This is a genomic window from Nocardia sp. NPDC060249 (assembly GCF_042728755.1).
Taxonomy (GTDB): domain Bacteria; phylum Actinomycetota; class Actinomycetes; order Mycobacteriales; family Mycobacteriaceae; genus Nocardia.
In genome coordinates this window covers 866,044-887,756 of sequence record NZ_JBHXAQ010000002.1, presented here as the reverse complement: position 1 = coordinate 887,756, position 21,713 = coordinate 866,044, and the positions used below count along the sequence as shown (strand labels likewise).

Annotated in this window: 20 protein-coding genes and 1 pseudogene; 12 read left to right on the top strand and 9 right to left on the bottom strand. The window is 66.8% G+C overall.

Annotated features, from left to right (window positions below; all coding sequences use genetic code 11):
* The first annotated feature begins 214 nt into the window (after positions 1 to 214).
* Positions 215 to 1,870, top strand: a complete 1,656-nt coding sequence (locus tag ACFWFP_RS11820; RefSeq protein ID WP_379294713.1) for an FAD-binding dehydrogenase — start codon at positions 215 to 217, stop codon at positions 1,868 to 1,870.
* 107 nt (positions 1,871 to 1,977) lie between these two features.
* Here ACFWFP_RS11820 and ACFWFP_RS11815 read toward each other — a convergent pair whose 3' ends face one another.
* Positions 1,978 to 2,589: a hypothetical protein gene (locus ACFWFP_RS11815; RefSeq protein ID WP_379294712.1), complete on the bottom strand. Its 612-nt coding sequence runs from the start codon at positions 2,587 to 2,589 to the stop codon at positions 1,978 to 1,980.
* 314 nt (positions 2,590 to 2,903) lie between these two features.
* Between ACFWFP_RS11815 and ACFWFP_RS11810 the strand changes: the two genes are divergently transcribed.
* Together ACFWFP_RS11810 and ACFWFP_RS11805 are read left to right on the top strand one after the other, a co-directional pair.
* Positions 2,904 to 3,509, top strand: coding sequence for a hypothetical protein (locus ACFWFP_RS11810; protein ID WP_379294711.1), 606 nt, complete (start codon positions 2,904 to 2,906; stop codon positions 3,507 to 3,509).
* Between the two features lie 160 nt (positions 3,510 to 3,669).
* Positions 3,670 to 4,113, top strand: a complete 444-nt coding sequence (locus tag ACFWFP_RS11805) for an RDD family protein (RefSeq protein WP_379294710.1) — start codon at positions 3,670 to 3,672, stop codon at positions 4,111 to 4,113.
* 71 nt (positions 4,114 to 4,184) lie between these two features.
* Here the strand turns inward: ACFWFP_RS11805 and ACFWFP_RS11800 are convergent, their stop codons facing one another.
* Both ACFWFP_RS11800 and ACFWFP_RS11795 read right to left on the bottom strand, forming a co-directional pair.
* Positions 4,185 to 4,982 carry an EI24 domain-containing protein gene (locus tag ACFWFP_RS11800; RefSeq protein WP_379294709.1) on the bottom strand — a complete coding sequence of 266 codons (798 nt, stop codon included), beginning with the start codon at positions 4,980 to 4,982 and terminating at the stop codon, positions 4,185 to 4,187.
* A gap of 84 nt (positions 4,983 to 5,066) precedes the next feature.
* Positions 5,067 to 5,504, bottom strand: coding sequence for a winged helix-turn-helix transcriptional regulator (locus tag ACFWFP_RS11795; protein WP_379294708.1), 438 nt, complete (start codon positions 5,502 to 5,504; stop codon positions 5,067 to 5,069).
* 128 nt (positions 5,505 to 5,632) lie between these two features.
* Between ACFWFP_RS11795 and ACFWFP_RS11790 the strand changes: the two genes are divergently transcribed.
* On the top strand, positions 5,633 to 6,505 hold the full coding sequence (locus ACFWFP_RS11790) for an aldo/keto reductase family oxidoreductase (RefSeq protein ID WP_379294707.1): 873 nt from the start codon (positions 5,633 to 5,635) through the stop codon (positions 6,503 to 6,505).
* 38 nt (positions 6,506 to 6,543) lie between these two features.
* Here ACFWFP_RS11790 and ACFWFP_RS11785 read toward each other — a convergent pair.
* Positions 6,544 to 6,846, bottom strand: a pseudogene (locus ACFWFP_RS11785) (VOC family protein); the annotation flags it as partial.
* 3 nt (positions 6,847 to 6,849) lie between these two features.
* Between ACFWFP_RS11785 and ACFWFP_RS11780 the strand changes: the two are divergent.
* A complete protein-coding gene (locus ACFWFP_RS11780; protein ID WP_379294706.1) occupies positions 6,850 to 7,308 on the top strand; it encodes a MarR family winged helix-turn-helix transcriptional regulator in 459 nt (152 codons plus the stop codon).
* A gap of 53 nt (positions 7,309 to 7,361) precedes the next feature.
* The gene (locus ACFWFP_RS11775; RefSeq protein ID WP_379294705.1) at positions 7,362 to 7,946 is read left to right on the top strand and encodes a QsdR family transcriptional regulator; all 585 of its coding nucleotides are present in this window, start codon (positions 7,362 to 7,364) and stop codon (positions 7,944 to 7,946) included.
* On the opposite strand, the gene ACFWFP_RS11770 is transcribed toward ACFWFP_RS11775, so the two are convergent.
* Complete coding sequence (locus tag ACFWFP_RS11770; protein ID WP_379294704.1) at positions 7,943 to 8,542, bottom strand: TetR/AcrR family transcriptional regulator; 600 nt, start codon at positions 8,540 to 8,542, stop codon at positions 7,943 to 7,945. The genes ACFWFP_RS11775 and ACFWFP_RS11770 overlap by 4 nt on opposite strands.
* Before the next feature lie 57 nt (positions 8,543 to 8,599).
* On the opposite strand from ACFWFP_RS11770, the gene ACFWFP_RS11765 reads away from it, so the two are divergent.
* The 5 genes from ACFWFP_RS11765 to ACFWFP_RS11745 all read left to right on the top strand — a co-directional run bounded on the left by ACFWFP_RS11765 (position 8,600) and on the right by ACFWFP_RS11745 (position 15,475).
* Entirely contained in the window at positions 8,600 to 9,763 is a 1,164-nt protein-coding gene (locus ACFWFP_RS11765; protein ID WP_379294703.1) for an acyl-CoA dehydrogenase family protein, read from the top strand.
* A 9-nt stretch (positions 9,764 to 9,772) separates the two neighbouring features.
* Positions 9,773 to 10,900 (top strand): acyl-CoA dehydrogenase family protein, encoded by a 1,128-nt coding sequence (locus ACFWFP_RS11760; protein ID WP_379294702.1) that lies wholly within the window; start codon positions 9,773 to 9,775, stop codon positions 10,898 to 10,900.
* Positions 10,900 to 12,024: an alcohol dehydrogenase catalytic domain-containing protein gene (locus ACFWFP_RS11755; RefSeq protein WP_379294701.1), complete on the top strand. Its 1,125-nt coding sequence runs from the start codon at positions 10,900 to 10,902 to the stop codon at positions 12,022 to 12,024. Before ACFWFP_RS11760 ends, ACFWFP_RS11755 begins: the two co-directional genes overlap by 1 nt.
* A complete protein-coding gene (locus tag ACFWFP_RS11750) occupies positions 12,021 to 13,463 on the top strand; it encodes an NAD-dependent succinate-semialdehyde dehydrogenase (protein WP_379294700.1) in 1,443 nt (480 codons plus the stop codon). The genes ACFWFP_RS11755 and ACFWFP_RS11750 overlap by 4 nt, the downstream gene beginning before the upstream one ends.
* Before the next feature lie 107 nt (positions 13,464 to 13,570).
* Entirely contained in the window at positions 13,571 to 15,475 is a 1,905-nt protein-coding gene (locus ACFWFP_RS11745) for an alkyl/aryl-sulfatase (RefSeq protein WP_379294699.1), read from the top strand.
* 86 nt (positions 15,476 to 15,561) lie between these two features.
* Here the strand turns inward: ACFWFP_RS11745 and ACFWFP_RS11740 are convergent, their stop codons facing one another.
* Complete coding sequence (locus ACFWFP_RS11740; protein ID WP_379294698.1) at positions 15,562 to 16,017, bottom strand: NUDIX hydrolase; 456 nt, start codon at positions 16,015 to 16,017, stop codon at positions 15,562 to 15,564.
* Between the two features lie 315 nt (positions 16,018 to 16,332).
* Between ACFWFP_RS11740 and ACFWFP_RS11735 the strand changes: the two genes are divergently transcribed.
* On the top strand, positions 16,333 to 17,484 hold the full coding sequence (locus ACFWFP_RS11735; RefSeq protein ID WP_379294697.1) for an alpha/beta hydrolase family protein: 1,152 nt from the start codon (positions 16,333 to 16,335) through the stop codon (positions 17,482 to 17,484).
* A 52-nt stretch (positions 17,485 to 17,536) separates the two neighbouring features.
* Here ACFWFP_RS11735 and ACFWFP_RS11730 read toward each other — a convergent pair whose 3' ends face one another.
* From ACFWFP_RS11730 to ACFWFP_RS11720, 3 genes are all read right to left on the bottom strand, one after another.
* Complete coding sequence (locus ACFWFP_RS11730; protein ID WP_379294696.1) at positions 17,537 to 17,950, bottom strand: nuclear transport factor 2 family protein; 414 nt, start codon at positions 17,948 to 17,950, stop codon at positions 17,537 to 17,539.
* Entirely contained in the window at positions 17,947 to 18,882 is a 936-nt protein-coding gene (locus tag ACFWFP_RS11725; protein WP_379294695.1) for an NAD-dependent epimerase/dehydratase family protein, read from the bottom strand. Before ACFWFP_RS11725 ends, ACFWFP_RS11730 begins: the two co-directional genes overlap by 4 nt.
* Before the next feature lie 91 nt (positions 18,883 to 18,973).
* Positions 18,974 to 21,658 carry an AMP-binding protein gene (locus ACFWFP_RS11720; RefSeq protein ID WP_379294694.1) on the bottom strand — a complete coding sequence of 895 codons (2,685 nt, stop codon included), beginning with the start codon at positions 21,656 to 21,658 and terminating at the stop codon, positions 18,974 to 18,976.
* Positions 21,659 to 21,713: the final 55 nt, after the last annotated feature.

Genomic DNA, 21,713 nt, shown 5'->3' with positions numbered 1-21,713 from the left:
GTACACCACCCTGCCGAGCTCGGCAGGCAACTGCGAGCCGGATCCCCGGCGAACGGACGATGACGACGACATGACAACTCTCCTATCACGCCCGAATCGATCAGGTCCATTCGCCGGCGCAGCTACGACGGGCAGTGGCGCCGTCGCGATGCGTCGATCGTGGTGGCGTGGCCGGCTCTTCCCTCGGGTCGGGACGCGGAGCTACCGTCGATGTATGGCCGAATCTGCTGACGTCATTGTCGTCGGAGCCGGACTCGCCGGATTGGTCGCTGCGGCTGAGCTGGTCGACGCGGGTAAACGGGTGCTCGTCATCGAGCAGGAGAACGCCGGCAATGTCGGCGGACAGGCCTTTTGGTCCTTCGGTGGACTGTTCCTGGTGAACAGCCCCGAGCAGCGAAGGGTCGGTATCAAAGACTCCTACGACCTCGCGCTGCAGGACTGGATGGGCAATGCCGGATTCGATCGCGAACGCGAGGACAAGTGGCCGCGCGCCTGGGCGCAAGCCTTTGTCGAATTCGCCGCCGGTGAGATGCGCGGCTGGCTGGCCGAGCGCGGCTGGAAGGCGTTTCCGGTCGTTGCCTGGGCCGAACGGGGCGGCTACGGCGCGTACGGGCCGGGCAATTCGGTGCCCCGTTTCCACATCACCTGGGGAACCGGACCGCGAATCGTCGAGATCATCGAGTCTCGCGTTCAGGCCGGCGTCGACCAGGGCTTGGTGGAATACCGGTTTCGCCATCAGGTCGATGAACTCGTCGTCACCGCCGGCGCGGTCACCGGTGTGCGTGGCACAGTCCTCGAGCCGTCGGACGCGGCGCGAGGCGTCGAGTCGTCCCGGAAAGCAGTGGGCGAGTTCGAGTTCAGTGCCCAGGCGGTGCTCGTCACCTCCGGCGGTATCGGGCACAACCGCGAGCTGATCCGTCAGAATTGGCCGACGCGCCTCGGTCGCGCGCCCGAGCACATGCTGGCCGGTGTTCCCGCGCACGTGGATGGGCGGATGCTGGCGATCTCGGAGTCCGCGGGCGCGAGTGTGATCAACCGGGACCGGATGTGGCACTACACCGAGGGCATCATCAACTACGACCCGGTGTGGCCGGACCACGGCATCCGTATCGGTCCGGGGCCGTCGTCGCTCTGGCTGGACGCGACCGGGACGCGGCTGCCGCCACCGCTGTTCCCCGGCTTCGACACGCTCGGCACGATGCAGTACATCAACCGGACCGGCTTCGACTACACCTGGCTGGTCCTGGACCAGAAGATCATCGAGAAGGAGTTCGCGCTGTCCGGGCAGGAGCAGAACCCTGACCTGACCGGCCGCAACATCAGGTTGTTGCTGGAACGGGTGAAGAAGGGGGCACCGGGTCCGGTCGAGGCGTTCAAGCGCAAAGGCGCCGATTTCGTGGTCGAGGACACGCTCGACGACCTGGTGCGCCGGATGAACGAGCTGGCAGGTGACGCTGTGCTCGATGTGGCGAGTGTGCGGCGTGAGGTGATCTCGCGGGATCGCGAGTTCGACAACGCGGTCAACAAGGATCTCCAGATCGCCGCGATTCGCGCGGCGCGTGCCTACCTGCCCGACAGGATCACGCGAGTGGCCGCACCACACAAACTGCTCGATCCCAAGGCGGGCCCGCTGATCGCCGTCCGGTTGCATCTGCTCACCCGAAAGACGCTGGGCGGCTTGGAGACAGACCTGTCGTCGCGCGTGCAGCGGCCGGACGCGACAGCCGTCGAGGGCCTGTACGCCGCTGGTGAGGTCGCGGGGTTCGGCGGTGGGGGAGTGCACGGGTATCGCGCGTTGGAGGGCACATTCCTGGGCGGATGCATCTTTTCCGGGCGGGCCGCCGGGCGGGCGGTCGCTGGTCGGCTGTGATGCGGGCCTGCGGCCGACCATCCTGCGCTATTCGAAACAGGCGTGGACGGCCGCAGGCGACGACCGATCAGCGGTGATCGCACCAGTCGACGGTCCGCGGCGGTGGATCAGGGCTGGCCGCTCACGGCGGCGGTGACGGCGTCGAGGAAGGGCTGCCCGCCCATGGCGTAGCCGCCGGCGATCGCGCCGAGGACCAGGCCGACGGGGCCGGTGATGATGCTGAGGAAGCCGAAGCCGAGCACTGTGCCGATGAGGCCGCCGAGTATGCCGCCCGCGACGACGCCGACGACGTTGCGGTTGATCTCGTTCGTCAGCTGGGACATGGGGCTGATGGCCTGCATCTCACCGATTTCGGTGGCGCTCGCCTGTGGGGCGAGCACGAGGTGGTGACCGTTGTCGGAGATCGTCTGCGTCACCCGCATCTCCTTGCCGGAGATCTGGTAGGTGAGCGGGATGCGGGTGACGACGGCGCCGGAGTCGGCGACGAGGGTCACCGCGGTGTTGTCGTCGGTGGTGGTGAAGGTACCGCCGGCGACCGTGGTGGTGAGCACCCGGGAGAACTCGGTGAGAGTGGCCTCGTAGCGCACGGACTGGTCGACCCCGGATGTGGTGGCCTTGGGGGGCGGCGGTGCGACCGGCTGCGCGGTGGCGGTACCCGCGGTGATCCAGACGGTGGCGCCGACCAGGAGCGTGGCAGCGGGGAAGTAACCGAGTTTCATCAGGAATTCCTTTACGCATCACGAAAAATTGCGCGGTCGCATGGCGTGCCGCTGCTCGGGGCACGAACCGTGTTGTCCGCCAGTGAGATCGGCCAGACCCTAGCACCCTTTTCCCGAATTCGGTGAACCGTGCCGAATTGGGCGGCGGACCAGTGTTTCTCATTGTAAAAATTCGCAGATTCACAATTCGACACGTTCGTGTGTGCCGTGTAAGAACTGTCAAGCGAGTGGGACGTCGGTCGGGGACGTCCAGCGGATGAGTAGGGACAACACGGATGGCGCGTCGAAGAAACCTAGCCCTGCTCGGCGTATCGATGGGAGCGGTGTTCGCCCTGGCAGGAGCGTTTTATCTAGCGCTTTCCGTCGTGGTGGGGTTCACCGCGGAGGAGCCCGCCGGGCCTGACGATGCCGCTGCCGAAAAAACTTTGCCGACCGAGGTTTCAGCGACTCAACCGCTGGGAACTATTACTGATATTTCCGGCGGCGTCGCGTCCACATTGGCCAAGTCTGCGACGAAGATTCCCTGGGTGAAATTGAGTGCCGGCGATTGTGTGGATTTGAACGTGAGTGCGGCCGATATTCGTCAGGTCGCGTGCGGTGACGTCAACTCCCGCTACAAGGTGACGGAATTGGCGCCGGTGGGCAGTCACTGCCCGGGCGACGTCGACCGCGCGCAACCTCGGACACTGCCGGGCGGCGTGGACGAGACCCTCTGCCTGGACATCGACTGGACCGTCGGCGAATGCCTCGACCTGGCGGGTGACACGGCCAGGCACGTGGACTGCGCCGCCGACGTCCCCGGCCGGGTCCGGGTCCTCGAGATCCGCCATGACACCACGGATGTGAACATCTGCACGACCGGCGACCGCGGTGTCGTCTACGACGAGCGCCGCTACGTGGTCTGCGTCAGCACCCGCTGACCCGACGTGATCCTCAGTCGGCCGTCCTGATTCGAGCCGACCGCAGTCGGTGTCATCTCCGCACTCGATGTGGCCGCGATCCAGCCGACCGTCTCCTGGGCGTCCGGTGTGTGTGAGATCCTCGGTGTACCACCGTGACCGGTGAATTCTAGGAGGAACCATGGCGAACACAGTCGGCACCACTCCCGCGGGAATCGGACGCCGGGCCGGGGCCAGGTTCATCGACTGGATCATCGCCGGATTTGTCGGCGCCGTGCTGTTCTGGATCCTCGAGCGAGTCACCGATCTCCCCAGCTGGATCGCGATCCTGCCGGGCGCCGGATTCGGGTTCCTGTACTTCGTCGTCTTCGAAGTGGTGACCGGATCGACCCCGGGCAAGAAGCTTCTCGGTCTGCACGTCAACGGTGCGGGCGGCGCGGACAAGCCCGATCTCGTCGAATCGGCCAAACGCAACGCCTATATGCTGCTGAACCTGATTCCCTGGCTGGGTGGACTGCTGTGGTTCATCGCGGCCATCGGCATCGCGGTCACGGTGAGTTCGAGCCCGAGCAAACAGGGCTGGCACGACAAATTCGCGGGTGGCACCCAGGTTGTCAAGGACTGATCCGGCCACGGCCGTGTTGCGTTCATCGCGGCCGCCACTCCGAATCACGACACCGGTGAGAGCGCCCGCGGCTACCTGGGCGGTGTCACCATCGCTTCGATGACCCGCGGTTTGCCGTCGGGCCGGTTCTCGTCGCCGAGGCTGCGCACCATGAGCGTCGCGCCCGCGACGGCGCCGGGCATCAGTAGCACGGCCACGAACGGGATCAGGAAGACAAGGGCGAGCGGAACGCCGAATCCCCAGGCGAGCATGCGTCGTCCGCGCAAGACCGCCAGTTGTTCGCGCAGTTCGACGCCGCGGCGCTGCCACGCCACCGCGGTGAGTTCTTGCGCGAGGAAAAAGGCGGTCACGCCGATTCCGATCACCGGAACCACGGTTTGGCCGAGGACGGGGATGAACCCGAGAACGAACAACAGCACGGCCCAGGCCAGGACTCTGATCAGCAGCCGAACGCTGTCGCGGGTCGATATCCACAAATCCCGGCCGAACCCGTTGCCTGATTCCGGCGCGGTGCCGTCCGCCGACTCCGATCTGTCGACCTGCTCGGACAACCGCTCGTAGAACGGCTGCCCGATCACCAACGTGATCGCGGTGAACGCCACCACCGCGACCAGAGCGCCGAATCCGAACACCACCACCACCAGCAACCCACGAAACAGCCCGCGCCACGGCGAGTTCCAGTCGTCGGCGAACGGCGACATCCACGCGGTGAAGTCGCCGACCCCGAAGGCCGCTCCGGTGAACACGGCGACATAAAGAATCAATGTGACCAGGCCGGGCAACAGCCCGAAGCCGAACCAGCGACCGTGGCCCGCGACCCATCGCTGCCCACTCCACAAGTAGCCGAACCCTGTCCCCAGATCATGCATGGCCGTAGCCTATCCGCGATCGATCGACCCCTCGGCGGTGTTGTGGGCGTTGAGATTTCCGGCTCTTCGCATTCGAGGTCTTGGTTACGAAACGCGAGCGTCGTAGGTCGCGCGGTATCGGTGGACCTCGTCCATATGGCTCTGCGCCCATGATCTGAGTCCGCGGGTCAGGTGGTGGAGGGAGAGGCCGAGATCGGTCAGCTGGTAGGAGACGGTGACGGGGACGGTCGGCGTCACGGTGCGGGTGATCAGGCCGTCACGTTCCAGCGACCGCAATGTCTGGGTCAACATCTTCTGGCTGGCTCCGGCCAGCAGGCGCGCAATCTCGGAGTAGCGCATCTGCCTCGCATCGCCGGCCGCACCGGGCTGGTCGGAAGCCTCGCCTCCGAGCGCGCAGAGAACGAGCACAACCCACTTGTCCGAGATCCGGTCGAGCAGTTGGCGACTGGGGCATGCCGCCAAGAACGCGTTGTATTCCATCTTGGCCTGCGCTCGTCGCTGAGCGGCGCTTGTCGTCGCCAACCTGATCACACCTGTTCCTGAGAGTTACGCACCTTGAAGTGCCTACTTCCGGAGAGGAAGTAACGCCCCAATGATGGTTCGTGGTGGCGACACGCGCCACCACGAACCAGAGAGCGGAACGAAGCACGATGAACGCATCTTCCACCGCACTTCCCGGTGGCACCTGGACTCTGGGCGATTCGCCCGTCACCCGCTTCGGCTACGGCGCGATGCAGCTCGCCGGTCCGTGGGTCATGGGCCCGCCCGCCGACCACAACGGTGCGCTGGCGGTATTGCGCGAGGCAGTCGAGGCCGGGATCACCCACATCGACACCAGTGTCGCTTACGGCCCGCAGGTCACCAACGAGCTGATCCGCGAAGCCCTGCACCCCTATCCTCAATCGTTGTTCATCGCCACCAAGGTAGGGGCGAACCGCGACGCGCAGGGCGGCTGGCCGACAGCCCGGCGGCCCGACGACCTGCGCAAGCAGGTCCACGAGACCTTGCGGTCCCTCGGTCTCGAGGTACTCGACCTGGTCAACATGCGGATGGGCAATGCCGAAGGCCCCCAGCCAGGCTCGCTCGCGGAGGCGTTCGGGACGCTCGTCGACCTCCAGCGGGAAGGTCTGATCCGCCACCTCGGCGTCAGCAACGTCACCACCGAGCAGGTCGCGCAGGCCCGGCGCATCGGACCGATCGTCTGCGTGCAGAACATGTACAACCTCGCGCACCGCCACGACGACGACCTCATCGACCGACTCGCCGCCGCCGGCATCGCCTACGTACCGTTCTTCCCCCTCGGGGGTTTCACGCCGCTACAGTCCGCGGCGCTGTCGGGAGTCGCCGACCGGCTGGGGGCGGCACCGATGTCCGTCGCGCTGGCCTGGCTGCTGCAGCGCTCCCCGAACATCCTGCTGATCCCGGGCACGTCATCGACTGCGCACCTGCGCGAGAACATCGCCGGCGCCGGGGTCGCCCTCTCCGGCGAGGACGTGGCCGAATTGGACGGCATCGGCCGCTGACCAGCTAACCGGAGCAGCGTCTTTCGTGAACGCGCCCGTCAGGCGCGGTCGTGGAGAGTGATCTGGTAACCGTCGGGGTCGGCGAAGGTGAAGGTTCGGCCGAAGGGACCGTCGATCGGTGCGGAAACGATGGTGTGGCCGTCGGCGACGAGAGCATCGTGAACGGCCTGGACTTCGGTGGCGTGCAGCCAGATCGCGGCGCCGATGCCGGGCTGTGCGACGGATGCGAGATCGGTGCCGGGAACGATGTCGCGGAGTGCGAACGCGATCGGTTTCGTCTCGAAGACGACGGCGTGCGGGGGTCCGGCCGGTGAGCGGACGAGGCCGAGGTACTGCTCGTAGACATGAGTCAAGATGGTGTCGGCGTCGACCTGGAGACGTCACTGGGCTACCTGCTGAAAGAGGCGTCGAGTGCGTTGCGCATCGCCATGGAGGAAGTGCTGCGCCCGCTCGGGATGAGCGTGACGCACTACTCCTGCCTCGAGCTGCTGGCTCAGCGACCGGGTTTGTCGAACTCCGAGCTCGCGCGGGGCGCGTTCGTCACCCGGCAGACGATGAACGTGCTGCTCCAGACCCTGGAACGCGACGGCTCCGTGACAAGGCCGACGCAGGCGCCCGTCGGGAAGGTTCTTCCCACGCGGCTCACGCCGCGCGGACGGCGCAGCCTGGAGAAGGCAACCGTTGCGGTCAGGTCCGTCGAGGTCAGAATGCTGTCCGGCATGACCGAGGCCGAGCAGGCGGGTGCGGTCCGGATGCTGCGGAGCATGATCGGTTCTCTGCGCGATGGCAGCGACGGCGCGTAGCCCGTCAGTCGACGCACCCCCGAGCCGCGCGCGCGGCGCTCTATGCTGTCGGCGTGGCACGCACCGAAGGAACCCGAGCGCCCGGCCGCCCGGCCGCGGCGAGCCGTGACGACGTGCTGGACGCCGCCGTTCAGGTCTTCCTGGCGGGTAAACGGGTCGACGCGAATGCCATTGCCGCCCAACTCGGTCTGGGCCGCACCAGTATCTACCGGTGGTTCGGTTCCCGGGACGGGTTGCTCGGGGCCGCCCTGGCGCGTCAGCTCGAGCGCATGGTCGCCTACGCCGAACGGCGCAGCACCGCCACCGGCGGGGAACGGCTCGTGGAGATCCTAGACCGCGCCATCTACTGGCTGGTCGAGGACGGTTCGTTGCGCACCTACTTCGATCAGGAATCCACGTCGGCCCTGCGCGTGATCACCCGCAGTGACGGATTGGTGCATCCGGCGGCGGTCGCGATCGTCGAAGGTCTTCTCGAGCGCGCTGAGGAGCAGGGCTATCAGCCGCCCATCGATCGCGCGACCCTCGCGTATGCCCTGGTCCGGCTGTGGGAAGCGTTCCTGTACAACGACGCGGTGGCGGGATTTCAAGGTGACGTGGAGCGGCTGAGCCGCGTCCAAGCTGCCCTGCTCCGGGCTTAGTCGCCGCTGTCGCGCAGGCCCGAGCAGTACCACCCGGCGATGGTGTCCAGCGCCGACTGTCGCGATACCGGTTGCCGCAGGCGGTGCCATTCGCCTGCCGCCGCCAGAGTTGCCCCGATCAGTCCGGCGGCGAGTAGGCGGGTCCGCTGCGGCCGGTTGTCGTTCGGGTGCAGATGAGTGGCCAGCGTATCGACGAAGTCGGACAGAGCCGTGGCGATTCGGGACTCGACGGCGTGGTCGCCGACGGCACCGGCGCCGAAAACCAGCTCTGATGTGGAGTGCGGGCCGGACGCGACGAGGTCGAAGAGAACCCCCACGGTGCGCCGCACCCGGTCGAAGTCCGAGGTCGCGGCCTTGTGGATGTCGCGCAGTCTGTCCGTGAGGTCGTCGAGGTACTCCAGGATCACCGCGAGGTAGAGCTCGGTCTTGGTCGAGAAGTGCCGGTAGAGAACGGGTTTGGTGACGTCGGCGACGGCGCTCACGGTGTCCATCGTGGTGCCGTGATAGCCGTGCGCGGTGAACGTCGTCCGTGCGGCTGTGAGGAGCCGCCCGCGCTGCACGCTACTGAATCGGGCCGTTGCGAAGGAAGTGCTCATGTGCCGGGTCCCTGCCTCCATTTGATACACACCGAACTCTATGTAACATACTGGACCATGCAACTGGCCTTCACCGAGGACGAGCTCGCCTTCCGCGACGAGCTGCGTGCCTTCTTCCACCGTGAGATCCCCGCAGACATCCGCCGGCGCCACCGGCACATGCACGAGCTGAGCAAGAACGACTACGCCACCACCCAGCGCATCCTCAACGGCGCCGGGCTGGCCGTGCCCCACTGGCCAGCCGAATGGGGTGGCCGGGACTGGTCGGCGGTGCAGCACCACATCTGGCATCACGAAATGCAGCTCGCCTCGGTGCCCGAGCCACTCACGTTCAATACGAACATGATCGGCCCGGTACTCGCCGAATTCGGCTCGCCGGAGCTCAAAGCACGATTCCTGCCCGCGACCGCGAACCTCGACATCTGGTGGTGCCAGGGCTTTTCCGAGCCCGACGCCGGATCCGACCTGGCCTCGCTGCGCACCGTCGCGGTGCGCGACGGCGACCACTACGTGGTCAACGGGCAGAAGACCTGGACCACCGCCGCCCAGAGCGCGGACTGGATGTTCTGCCTGGTCCGCACCGATCCCACCGCGCCCAAGAAGCAGGCAGGCATCTCGATGCTGCTGTTTCCCATGGACACCCCCGGCGTGACGGTGCGCCCGATCGAGCTGATCGACGGCGGCTTCGAGGTCAACGAGGTGTTCCTGGAGAACGTGCGCGTCCCGGCCGATCAGCTGGTCGGCCAGGAGAACCACGGCTGGGCCTACGCCAAATTCCTGCTCGGCAACGAACGCACCGGCATCGCCGCGGTCGGGCAGACCAAGGTTCGCCTGGAGCTGGCGAAGGAATACGCCGCCCAGACCAGGCTCGGTTCCGGCACGCTCCTCGACGACGCGAGCTTCGCCGCCCGGATCGCCGACCTCGACAACGAGCTGCTGGCACTGGAGCTGGTTCAGCTGCGGGTCGCGGCGAGCTCGAGCGACGGCGCGCCGAATCCCGTCTCATCGATTCTCAAACTGCGCGGCACCGAACTGCAGCAGGCCGTCACCGAGCTGCTCGTCGATATCGCGGGCCCCGCCGCGGTCGCCCGGGTGGGGGAGACCGACGACTGGGCGCGTCGCACCGTCGCGGGATACCTGAACTACCGCAAGACTTCGATCTACGGAGGATCGAACGAAGTGCAGCGCACCATCATTGCCTCGACGATTCTCGGACTGTGAGTAACCGCCATGGATTTCACCTTCACCCCTGAGCAGACCCTGCTGCGCGACACGGTGCGCAGCGTGCTGACCCGCCACTACACCCCCGGACGCCGCGCGGAGGTCATCGCCGACGATCCCGGCTGGGATCCGAAGGTGTGGGCGGACTTCGCCGAGATCGGTCTGCTCGGGCTGACCGTGTCCGTCGAGGACGGCGGCGTGGGCGGCGGCCCGATCGAAACGATGCTCGCCCTGGAGGAAATCGGCCGCGTCCTGGCGCCGGAACCGATCTTCGACTGCGCCCTGCTGCCCGCCCTCGTGATCGGCCGGGCCGGCACGGCAGAGCAGCGCGCGGCCCTGCTTCCCGGCATCGTCGACGGCGAGCAGCTGTTCGCTTTCGCCCACGCCGAGCCCGGCGCCCGCTGGCCGGACACTCGTCCGGAAACCCTGGCCGTCGACAACGGCGACCGGTGGACGCTGACCGGTCGCAAAAGCCCTGTGTCCTCGGGAGATCGGGCCGACCGGTTGATCGTCTCGGCCGTGGTACCCACCGGCGAGACCGCGTTGTTCCTGGTCGATGCCGGTGAGACGACGGTCGTGCGCACCGCCTACCGCAGCTACGACGGGGGCAGTGGCGCCGAGATCGAATTCCGCGGCGCGCCGGCCGAACTGCTCGGCGCCGACCTCGACGCCGGTGCGATCATCGACGAAGCCGTGATCACGACGCAGGCCGCTCTCGGTGCCGAAGCCGTCGGCGCGATGGCCGAGGCGTTGCGCCTGACCACCGAGTATCTGAAGACCCGCAGGCAGTTCGGCGTCGCGCTACGCACTTTCCAGGCCCTCACCCACCGCGCGGCGGACATGTACGTCTCGCTGGAACTGGCCCGCAGCATGAGCCTGTACGCGGCGATGTCCTTGGCGGACGGTGTCATCGATCCGACGGTGGCCTCCCGCGCGAAACGGCGAATCGACCTGTCCGGCAAACACATCGGCCAGGAGGCGATACAGCTGCACGGCGGCATCGGCATGACCGCCGAATACCCGGTCGGCCACTACACCGCCCGGCTCACCACCATCGAACACACCCTGGGCGACACCAACGATCACCTGCGCTACCTGTCGGCCCCGCTGGGCGAGTACCGGAAAGCGGAGATCTGATGCGCATCCGTGGCGCGGTTCTCGACCACCCCGACCGGCCGCGGCCCTTCGCGTCGTCGCGCCCGATCGGGGTGTACGACCTCGAACTCGAGGCGCCGGGCCCGACCGAGGTACTGGTCAGGATCGAAGCGGCCGGTGTGTGCCATTCCGATCTCAGTGTGGTCGACGGCAATCGGGCGCGGCCGCTGCCCATGCTGCTCGGCCACGAAGCGGCGGGCATCGTGGTGGGACTCGGCGACCAGGTCGACGATCTGACAATCGGTGAGCGGGTGGTCATGTCGTTCCTGCCGCGTTGTGAGCGGTGCGCGGCGTGTGCCCGCGGCGGTGAACTGCCCTGCACCGAAGGAACCCGGGCGAACACGGCAGGCGAACTCCTGCACCATCCCGGCAGACTGACCCGGGACGGACAGGCCGTGCGCCATCACCTCGGCGTCTCCGGATTCGCCACGCACGCCGTCATCGACCAGGCCTCGGTCGTCGCGGTCGGCCCCGATGTGCCGCCGGAGGTAGCGGCACTGTTGGGCTGCGCCGTCCTGACCGGCGGCGGCGCCGTGCTCAATGTCGCCGACCCGGGGCCCGAAGACGACCTGATGGTGGTGGGGCTGGGTGGCGTCGGCATGGCCGCGTTGCTCACCGCCGCCGCGATCGGGGTGCGGCGCATCGTGGCGGTCGACCGCCTGCCCGCCAAGCTCGCGGCCGCCCGCGACCTCGGTGCGACCGAAACCTACACACCCGAACAGGTTGCGGTGCAGGGGATTCGGGCGCGCTATGTGATCGAGTGCGCCGGTCACCCCGACGCGTTCGAAACCGCCTTTCTGGCCACCGCTCCCGGCGGAACCACCGTCACTGTCGGCCTGCCCGCCCCGTCGGCCACCGTGACATTGTCGCCACTGATGTTCACCGCGCAGGCCCGCACCGTGGTGGGTAGCTACCTCGGCTCGGCGGTACCGGCGCGTGACATCCCCCGCTACGAGCAGATGTGGCGGGCAGGCAGGCTGCCGGTCGAGAAACTGATCTCCGCCCGCATCGGACTCGACGACCTCAACGAGGCGATGGACCACCTCGCCGACGGCGCGGCCGTGCGTCAGGTGATCGTCTTCGAACCGGAAATGGAGCCACGATGACACCCACCCTTGCCGACCTCCCGGTCGCTCAGTTCATCGGCGGCCACTGGGTGGACGCCGCGGCGACGATGCCGGTGCGCAACCCCGCCACCGGCGACGACATCGCGACCGTCGCCGACGGCGACGACCGGACGGCCGCGGCCGCGCTGGACGCCGCGGTGGCCGCCCAGCAGGACTGGGCGGCCACCGATCCGCGCCACCGCAGCGACATCCTCCTGCGCGCGTTCCACCTGCTGCACGACGCCACCGAACGGATCGCTCACACGATCACCCTGGAAATGGGCAAACCGCTCGTCGAGGCACGCGGCGAAGTCGCCTACGGCGCCGAATTCCTGCGCTGGTTCGCCGAGGAGGCCACCCGTGGCAGCGGGGCGTACTTCCGCGCACCCAGCGGAGGCCGCCGTATCGCGGTTCGCACACAACCGGTGGGACCGGTTTTCGCGATCACACCGTGGAACTTCCCCCTGGCCATGGTCACCCGCAAAGTCGCCCCCGCGCTCGCCGCGGGCTGCACTGTCGTTCTCAAGCCCGCACCCCAAACCCCGCTCACCGCACTGGCATTCATGCAGATCCTGGTGGAAGCAGGCGTGCCACCAGGCGTCGTCAACTGTGTGACCACCTCGCGCGCGCCGCTGGTGTCGGGGCAGATTCTCACCGACCGCCGGCTACGCAAGCTCACTTTCACCGGCTCCACCGCCGTAGGCCGCACCCTGCTGACCCAAGCCGCCCAAGGAGTTTTGCGGGTCTCGATGGAACTCGGCGGCAACGCTGCGTTCGTCGTCCTGGAGTCCGCCGACCTGGACAAGGCCGTCGGCGGCGCGGTGCTCGCCAAACTGCGCAACGCGGGGCAGACCTGCGTCGCCGCCGACCGCTTCCTGGTCCACGAATCGCGGGCAGCGGAGTTCACCGAACGGTTCCTCGCCGCCGCTTCCGCGCTGCCGGTAGGCGATGGACTCGACCGAGCCACCCGCATCGGTCCCGTGATCGACGGCGCGGCGGTGCGGCGGATCACCGCGCTCATCGACGAAGCGGTCAGCCAGGGCGCACACCTGCACACCGTCGGAACCGACACCCCAGGATCCGGTCACTTCCTGCAACCCGCGGTCCTGACCGACGTCGACACCCGAACCCGCCTCTGGAATTCGGAGGTCTTCGGCCCCGTCGCCGCGATCCGCACCTTCACCGACCCGGCAGCGGCCCTGCACCTGGCCAACGACACCGACTCGGGCCTGGCCGGGTACGTCTTCGGCGAAAACCTCGGCGACACCCTCGAATTCGCCGAAAACCTGCAGACCGGCATGGTCGGCGTGAACACCGGCGCGATCTCCGACCCGGCCGCGCCCTTCGGCGGAATGAAGTCCTCCGGGCTCGGACGGGAAGGTGGCAGCACCGGGTTGGCGGAATACCAGGAACTGCAGTACCTGGCGATCGCCCGATGAGGGGCAGGGCCCGCGGCGGGAGGTTCACCCGATTCGTGTGATGCGATCTCGGCGGTGCCGGACGATCGTCGATCCCGACGATCCACGGACCCGGACAGGAGCGCTTCATGTGCGAGAAGCCGAAGCCCGCCAGCGCCGCGACAGCGGATATCAATCACGCGGCGGCCGAGCTCTACGACCTGGAGAACCGGGCCGATTTCGCCGACGCGCAGCGCGGGCTCCTCGCTCCCCTTCCCGGCCCCGTCCACTCCGACACCGATCCCGACCGGGTGGTCTTCGACCCCGCCGAGTTCGACTACCTCCGTGGTGACCCGCCGGTTCCGGACTCGGTGAACCCCAGCCTGTGGCGGCAATCGCAGCTCATCAGCATGGGCGGGCTGTTCGAAGTGACCAAGGGCGTCTACCAGGTCAGGGACAACGACATCGCGAACCTGACGGTGATCGAGGGCGAGGACGGCATCATCGTCATCGACTGCATGGCCGGCGTCGAATCCGCGCGGCAGGGCATGGACCTCATTCGTGAGCACGTCACCGACAAACCCGTGGCGGCGGTGATCTACACCCATACCCACGTCGACCACTACGGCGGCGTGAAGGGCGTGGTCTCGGCAGAGGATGTGGCGTCGGGCAAAGTGCCGATCATCGCCCCGGGTCTGCAGTTCGACAAGTTCGCGATCGGTGAGAACGTCGTCGCCGGTAATGCCATGGCGCGCAGAAGCTTCTACGCTTTCGGCGGGTTGCTCGCGCCCGGTGAGCGCGGGTTCGTCACCTGTGGAATCGGCATCGCGTCGACGAACGGGCCGTCGATCTCCTACATCTCACCCACCGACCTCATCACCGAATCCGGGCAACGGCGCGAGATCGCGGGCGTCGAGTTCGAATTCCTCTACGCCCCCGACACCGAGGCGCCGGAGGAGATGCACATCTGGATTCCGCAGCTGAAGGCGTTGACCTGCGCCGAGAATGCCAACCATGCCCTGCACAACGTCCAGACGTTGCGTGGCGCACGCACCCGCGATGCCCGCAACTTCGCCCGCTATCTCGACGAGACCTTGGAACGGTGGGGCGACGACGTCGAGGTCCACTACGGCCCCCACACCTGGCCGGTCTGGGGCAACGAGAACGTCACCGCCCTGCTGGAATCCCAGCGCGACACCTACAAGTTCATCCACGACCAGGCCCTGCGGCTGGCCAACAAGGGCTATACCCCGCTCGAGGCCGCCGAAGTGATCGAACTGCCCGACGAGCTGGGCCGGAACTGGGCCAACCGCGGCTACCACGGCACCCTGCACCACGATGTGCGCGCGGTGTACACCAAGGAACTCGGCATGTGGGACGGCGATCCGGTCTCGCTACACCCCCACACGCCCGTGGACGCGGCCAATCGGTTCGTCGAGTTCGCCGGTGCCGACAACATTCTCGCCGAGGGTGAGCGCGCGATCGCGGCAGCCGACTACCGCTGGGCGGCCGAGATCCTGCACAAGCTGGTGTTCGCCCAGCCCGGCAACCAGCGAGCCAAAGACCTGCAAGCCGACGCCTACGAGCAGATGGGTTACCAGGCAGAGGGACCGCAGTGGCGAGGAATCTTCCTCTCGGCCGCACTCGAACTGCGCGAAGGCGCCCAGCCGCCGCCATATGTGATCGCCAGCCAGGACACCATCCTGGCCATGCCGATCGATATCCTGTTCGACTTCGTCGCGGTGCACATCATCGGCGGACGTGCCACCGAAGTGGACATCCGCATCGATCTGGATTTCACCGATGCCGGCGAGCAATGGACGATGTGGATCCGCCGCGGCGTGCTCAACGCACGCCGCGGCACATCCGGCAACCCGCAGGTAACAGTCTCCGGACCGAAGCCGTTCCTGGTCTCGACCTTGCTGAAGCCGGAGACCGCGGCCTCGCTCGCCGAGAGCGGCAAGATCACGATCGCGGGCGATCCCGCGGTCCTCACTGCTTTCGGCACCCTCGTCGACGAGTTCGACCCGGCCTTCCCGATCGTAACCCCCTGATCGGGAAGGTCAGGGGGTGCCCCGGCTCGACTTCGTGCCGATCCGGATTCGGCCCTCCTACGTCTGGAGGCGGAAGGGTCTGGATCTCATCCGAGTACGAGGTTGCGGTAGGTGTCGAGGATGCCCCGGATCGACGATGTCACCCTCAGCTCACCGTCGAGTGGTGCCCAGACGTAGCGGGCGTGGGCGGTGAGGTGGATCGGGTGTGTCGCCGCGACGTCGACGGCGAAATGCAGACGGCGAACCCTATGTGCGTCGGGGGACAGGTAGTCGAAATCCCCGACGTGGTGGCGGATGCCGGTGACCACCAGTCCTGTTTCCTCGAGCACACCGCGGGCGACCGCCTGCGCAAGGGATTCCCCCGGCATCACAGTGGCGCCGGGCAGCTTCAGCGGCGCTTTGATCGGACCGGTGTCGTGGCGCTCGAGAAGTAGTATCTGCCCGCCACGATCGATGATCGCACCGACTCTCGGTGCGGTGCCGTCGATCTCGGCCCGGCGAGACAGATCCTCGAACTCCGACTCAGATACCGTAGGACTCACCGACTCTTCACTCCTACACCCATTCGGCACAACCGCCGGATTCAACGAACACAGCCAGTTATTACCCTACGTGCCGGATGCCGCCGATGTAAGCGAACCGCAGGGTAGCTTGAGACAACAACTCCTGCAGCAGAACTGGACAATTGACCGCTGATCGGTCGCCGCTGAGACCAGCCGAGCATGCGGCGGGGTCTTCGAGAGCAAAGTGGGGGATTGATTTCTATAGGGTGGCGAATCGGTACCGGATCCAGGGTGGGGGTTGTGTTGACAAGCAAAGGGTCCCGAAGTTTCGCGACCGCAGCAGTGGCACTGTGCATGGCAGCCGCCACTGTCAGCGTGCCGTCCTGCGGCACGACGGCGCCGGGTGATTCTGTCGTGGTATTGCTGCCGGTGCCGACCGGCCCGAACACCGTCGGCGTCACCGAACTCCATGTGACCGACTCTCGCCGCACCGATCCGTGGACAGGTGCCACGCGCGAGCTGCTCGTGCAGATCTGGTACCCGGCGCAGCCCTCCGGTGAGGGTGCCGCGGCGGCGTGGATGCCGCCCGGCGGTCGCTCGGCGCAGGAGGCTTACCTCGCCGGCCTCGGTGTGCCCGAAACTCGATGGTCTCTGGGGCCGAGCCACAGCTACCCGAACCGTCCGGCTCGTGAAGCAGGCGGGCGGTTCCCGGTCCTGCTGAACTCTCCCGGCATGGGTGACGCCACCGGCTGGAGCACTGCGCAAGCCGAAGATCTGGCCAGCCACGGCTACGTCGTTGCCGCGATCAATCACACTCATGAGGCCTTCGCTGTGCAGTTCCCCGATGGCAGGGTCGAGCGCACCGTCGTTCCGCTCGATTCGCCCCGGGAAGTCCTGCGAGACCTCTTGGTCCCCACGCGAGTGGCCGATACTCGTTTCGTCCTCGACGAACTCGCCGCTGCAACGACCGACCGGCGGTTGGCCACGGGATTACCCGTCGGGCTGGCCGAGCGACTGGACCTGTCCGCCGTAGGAATGTTCGGGCATTCGCTCGGTGGATCGACCACGGTGCAGTCGATGCACGACGAACCCAGTATTCGCGCCGGCGTCAACCTCGACGGGCCGATCCTGGGCTCGGTCACTACCGACGGGACCCCCCAGCCACTGTTGATGCTTGCCAGCCATGCCTCGCCCTGGTTCGGAAACGTCGGCTGGGAACCGAACTGGCCCAGCAATTCCGGGGTGAAGATGCCCCTGCGCGTCGCCGGCACCGAACACATGTCCTTCAGTGACCAGCAGACGATCCTTCCCCAACTCACGGCCGCAGGACTACTGCCTGCCACCACGACGGCGAAGGCGGTCGGTGGGATCGACCCACAACGATCCATCGACCTGCAGCGCACCTACGTGCGCACCTTTTTCGACGCCGTATTCGGTCGCAGCGATAGCGGCGTCGTCGAGGCAATCAACACCTTGGATCACCCCGAAGTGGTCGGCCCCCGATAGACCGCTGCACAGGCCATGGCCGCGCCGTGGGTAGCCCACGGCGCGGTCGGTGTCAGCTTTCGATGGCGGCGTGGAAGGTCACGGTGTCGAAGATGTCTTCCATGCGCGTGGCTTTGCCGTTGCGCATGGTCCAGGAATGCAGGAACGGCAGGGTGGTGATCGTTCCGCTGCGGGCGGTGACCTGGCGGGTTCCCATGACGATGACGCGGTCGTTCTGTTCGATGAACTCGACCGGGTCGAGCGCCATGCCGCCGAGTACCGACGGAACATGAGCGAGGAATTGCTTGATCCCGTCGTGGCCGATCTTGGTTCCGCCGAGGCCGTACTTGTGCATCCCGTCGGGATGGACCCATTCCACATCGTCGTGCATGACGGACAGGATTTTGCCGATATCGCGCGTCGCGAAACCGGCGTAGGACGTGCGGATGGCCTCGATGTTCGGCGTCGTCACCGGTGCGCGGCTCATGACGGTGTCACCTCCCGCACGTGGGCCGGGTGGTGTGCGGCGAGTGTGCGACGAATGCCGTCGCGCCAGTCGACCGTGCACGGGCCGGTGAGGGAACGGCGCAGCTCGGGATCGAACTGGTAGGTCTCGCGGGTGACCTCGGCGGGGACGAGCTTCGCCTCGACGCCGCTGAGCTCTTCGAGGTATCGCACGCAATCGGTGATACCCACCGATTCGTCACCACCCCAGTTGACGAGCCGCGCCGGCACCGACGCCGCGTTCCACAGGTCGGGCACTTGAGCGACGAGGTCGTCGGTGTAGAGCAGCGAACACCAGTTCTGTCCCTCCAGCGGAACCGGAATCGGTTCCCCGGCCAGCATCCGCTGGAAGTACAGCATCGGCACACCGCCGTATCCGCCGGGACCGTAGGCGATGTTGAGCCGGGCGATCGTGGTCGGGAGTTCGAGCACGTTGGCCATCGCCCGCACGGTGCCTTCGGCCGCGATCTTGCCGACCGGGTAGGTGGGCAGCCAGTCGGCGACGCCGTCGATCGGGTCCGATTCGCGATAGGCGTGGTCGAGGGTCTGCCGTTTGTACAGCGCGCCGGTCGAGACGAACAGGAACGACTCGGCGGTGCGGCAGTGTGTCATGAGACGTGCGCAGGCGGTGGCGTTGATGCCCAGCGCGTCCTCGAAATCGCTGCCGTCACCGCGATGGACCGCGGAGTGCAGCACATGGGTGAAATCGGTGGGCAGCTGTTCGTAGCCCGCGGTGGTGGTGTCGTTCATGTCCCAATGACGGGTGGTCACACCGATCTCACGCAGTTCCGCTTCGACACCGGGTGTCCCGAAGCGGCCAAGACACCAGACCTCGTTGTGCGCGGCGAGCGCCTCGGCGACAGGTCTGGCTACCTGCCCGGTCCCGCCGGTGATCAGAATCTTCTTGCCGTGCAACGTGTTTCTCCCTATCGGTCGGCGTCGGCGAGTGCCCGGTCGAGTTCTGTGCGCAGCACGGACTGGAACGCGGTGACGTGCCGCGGCCCCATCAGCGTGTAGTGCTCGCGGGGACGTCGAGGTAGCGGTTCGGCTCGGTGGTGAACTCGTCCCACCGGCTGAGTTCGTTGTCGATCCAGTCCTGTTTGGTGCCGCGCAGGGGAACCGCGCAGAACATGCTCATCGAGCGCACGGCACCACTGGGCGAATAGGTGCGGCCGAGGCCGGTGAGCCCGTCGGCGAGCTCGGCCCAGGCCGTGAACTTCGTCAGGTCCAGGTCGAGTTCGGCGATTCGTTCGGGTGGGGCGAGCTCGATCAGGCGTGCGAGCTGCTCGCTCTTGGGCAGCGCCCGCAGCTGGGCCGGTAGTTCGGCGGCCTGCCGCTTGCTGATCAGGTCGAGGAACATCGCCAGATTCGCCGCGGTCTCGGCGAAGTCGAGCTCGTCCATGCGGTACTTGATATGCGGTGGCAGGTTGAAGCTGCCGAGGAAATCGACCCGCTCGCCTTCTGCCTCGAGCCGCTTGGCGATCTCGAAAGCCACCGCGGCACCGAAGGAGTAACCGGCGAGCGCATACGGCCCGTGTGGTTGCCGTCGGCGGATGGCACTCAGATAGACATCGACCATCTCGTCGAAGGTGTGGAACGGCTCCTCGCCGCTGTTGAATCCCCGGGCGCGCAGTGCGTAGAACGGTCGATCGCCGACGAAATACTTCGCCAGGTTGACGAAGACCAGGACCTCGCCGACGCCGGGGTGGACACAGAACAGGGGCGTTTTGTCGCCACTGGTCTGCAACGCCACGATCGGATCGTAGCGGCGCGGCCCGTCGCCGCCACCGTCGACGATGGCGGCCAGCTCCCGCACCGAGGGGGCCGTCAGGATGGCGATGATCGGCAGGGTCGCCACCTCGAAGCGGCGCGCGATCTGCTGCTGCAATCGAAGAATGTCGAGCGAGGTGCCGCCGAGGTCGAAAAAGCTGGCGGTGGCGCTGATTTCGGTGACCGGAAGATCGAACAGCTCGGCGTAGACGTCGGTCAGGATCGACTCGGTGTTCCCCTCCGGTGCCGAGTATCCGCCGAGCTGGCGGGTCGTGACAGCCGCGGTGTCGGCGACGACCTGGTCGTAGCCGCCCGATTCGAGCCGTTGCCGCATGCGTGGCCGCAGGGTCTTGCCCAGACTCGTCTTGGGGAAATCCGCCTTGTCCAGCGGCAGGATGAGTCCGGGCCGGAACCCGCACAGCAACACGACCGTGGCACGCACCGCGGTCAGCAGACGATGCAGACCGGCTTCGTCGGTCCCGGTCTCGGTGTGAACGGCGATTACGAGCTGCTCGGTGTCACTGCCGGGGCGCCGCGTCGGGAACGCGGCGACATAGCCGGGGGAGATACCGTCGAGTTCCTCGATGGCCGTTTCGATCTCGTGGCTGAAATAGTTCACGCCGTTGACGATGATGCTGTCCTTGCTGCGCCCGACGAGCGTGAGCCTGCCCTCGGCCAGCCGCCCGAGATCGCCTGTGCGGAACCAGCCGTCGGCGGTGAATGCCTCGTGGGTGGCGTCCGCGTTGTTGAAGTAGCCGCGGGTGACCATCGGGCCGCGCAGGTGCACCTCGCCGGTCGCGCCGTCGGGCAGCGATCGGTCTTCCTCGTCGGCGACCCGCAGCTGTAATCGGGGCACCGGATGCCCGACAGCGGCGAACTCCTGCCCGGCGTCGGCATCGGGGAAGTCGCGATTGTAGATGCTGCCCGCGCAGGTCTCGGTCATCCCGAACGCGGGCCACAACGCAGCGCCGTGCAGGCCGTGGGCGGCGAAGGTCTGCAAGAATTTCTGGCCTGTCGCGACCACATTGGCTTCGCCACCGCTCACGATGTGCCGCAGGCAGGACAGGTCGAGTCGGTCACCGTCGCTGTTGGGATCGAAGAGCGAATTCAACTGACCGAGCAGGAAATTCGGTGTGAAGGTCATGCTCACCCGGTGCCGGGAGATGATCCGCAGGAACTGCATCGGGTCGTCGGCGACGATCTCGCTCGGAGCATGGATCTGCTGCGCTCCGGAATACAGCGGAAGCAGATGCGTTTCCAGCAGCGCCGCGACGTGATCGAACGAGATCCAGTTGAAGGTGATGTCACGCGGGGTCAGTTGCTGGACCGCGGACTTGGCGGCCATGGAGCTGAGCAGGTTGCCATGGGTGAGCGACACCGCTTTGGCGTTGCCGGTGGACCCCGAAGTGAGCACGAGCAGCGCGAGGTCGTCAGGGCTCGCGTGGTGCACGAACGGTTGGTGTTCGCCGGTACGCAGGGATTCCACTGTCACCGACGCCAGCCCCGGCACGGCGGGCATGGTGTCGCGCATCGCGAGCGATGTCACCACCAGTGGGCCTTCGAGCAGTTCGTCGACGTGGCGCAGTGCGCTCGCCCAGCGAGCCGGGTCGGCGGGCTGGGCGACCATGGGACACGGGACGAACCCGCCGAGGAAGCAAGCCCACAACACGGTGACGAAGTCTTCGTGATCATCGAGCAGGAGAACGACTTTCGACCGTGGTCGCAGCCCTTGGTCGCGCAGCGCGCCGGTCAGCCGCAAGGCTTCGTCGAGCAGGTGTGGATGGGAACGATGCACGCGCACGGCGGGAGCGTCGCCGGTGCGGTGCAAATAGGTCGTGCCACTGGTCGGATGATGGCGCGCGGCGTGCAGGAGAACTTGTGGTACCGACTCGGCGTCACGCACCGCGTGCGGTACGGGCACCGTCGAAAGAATCTATGTAGCAGTCATTTTCACCTACCACTGATCAGACGTGCGG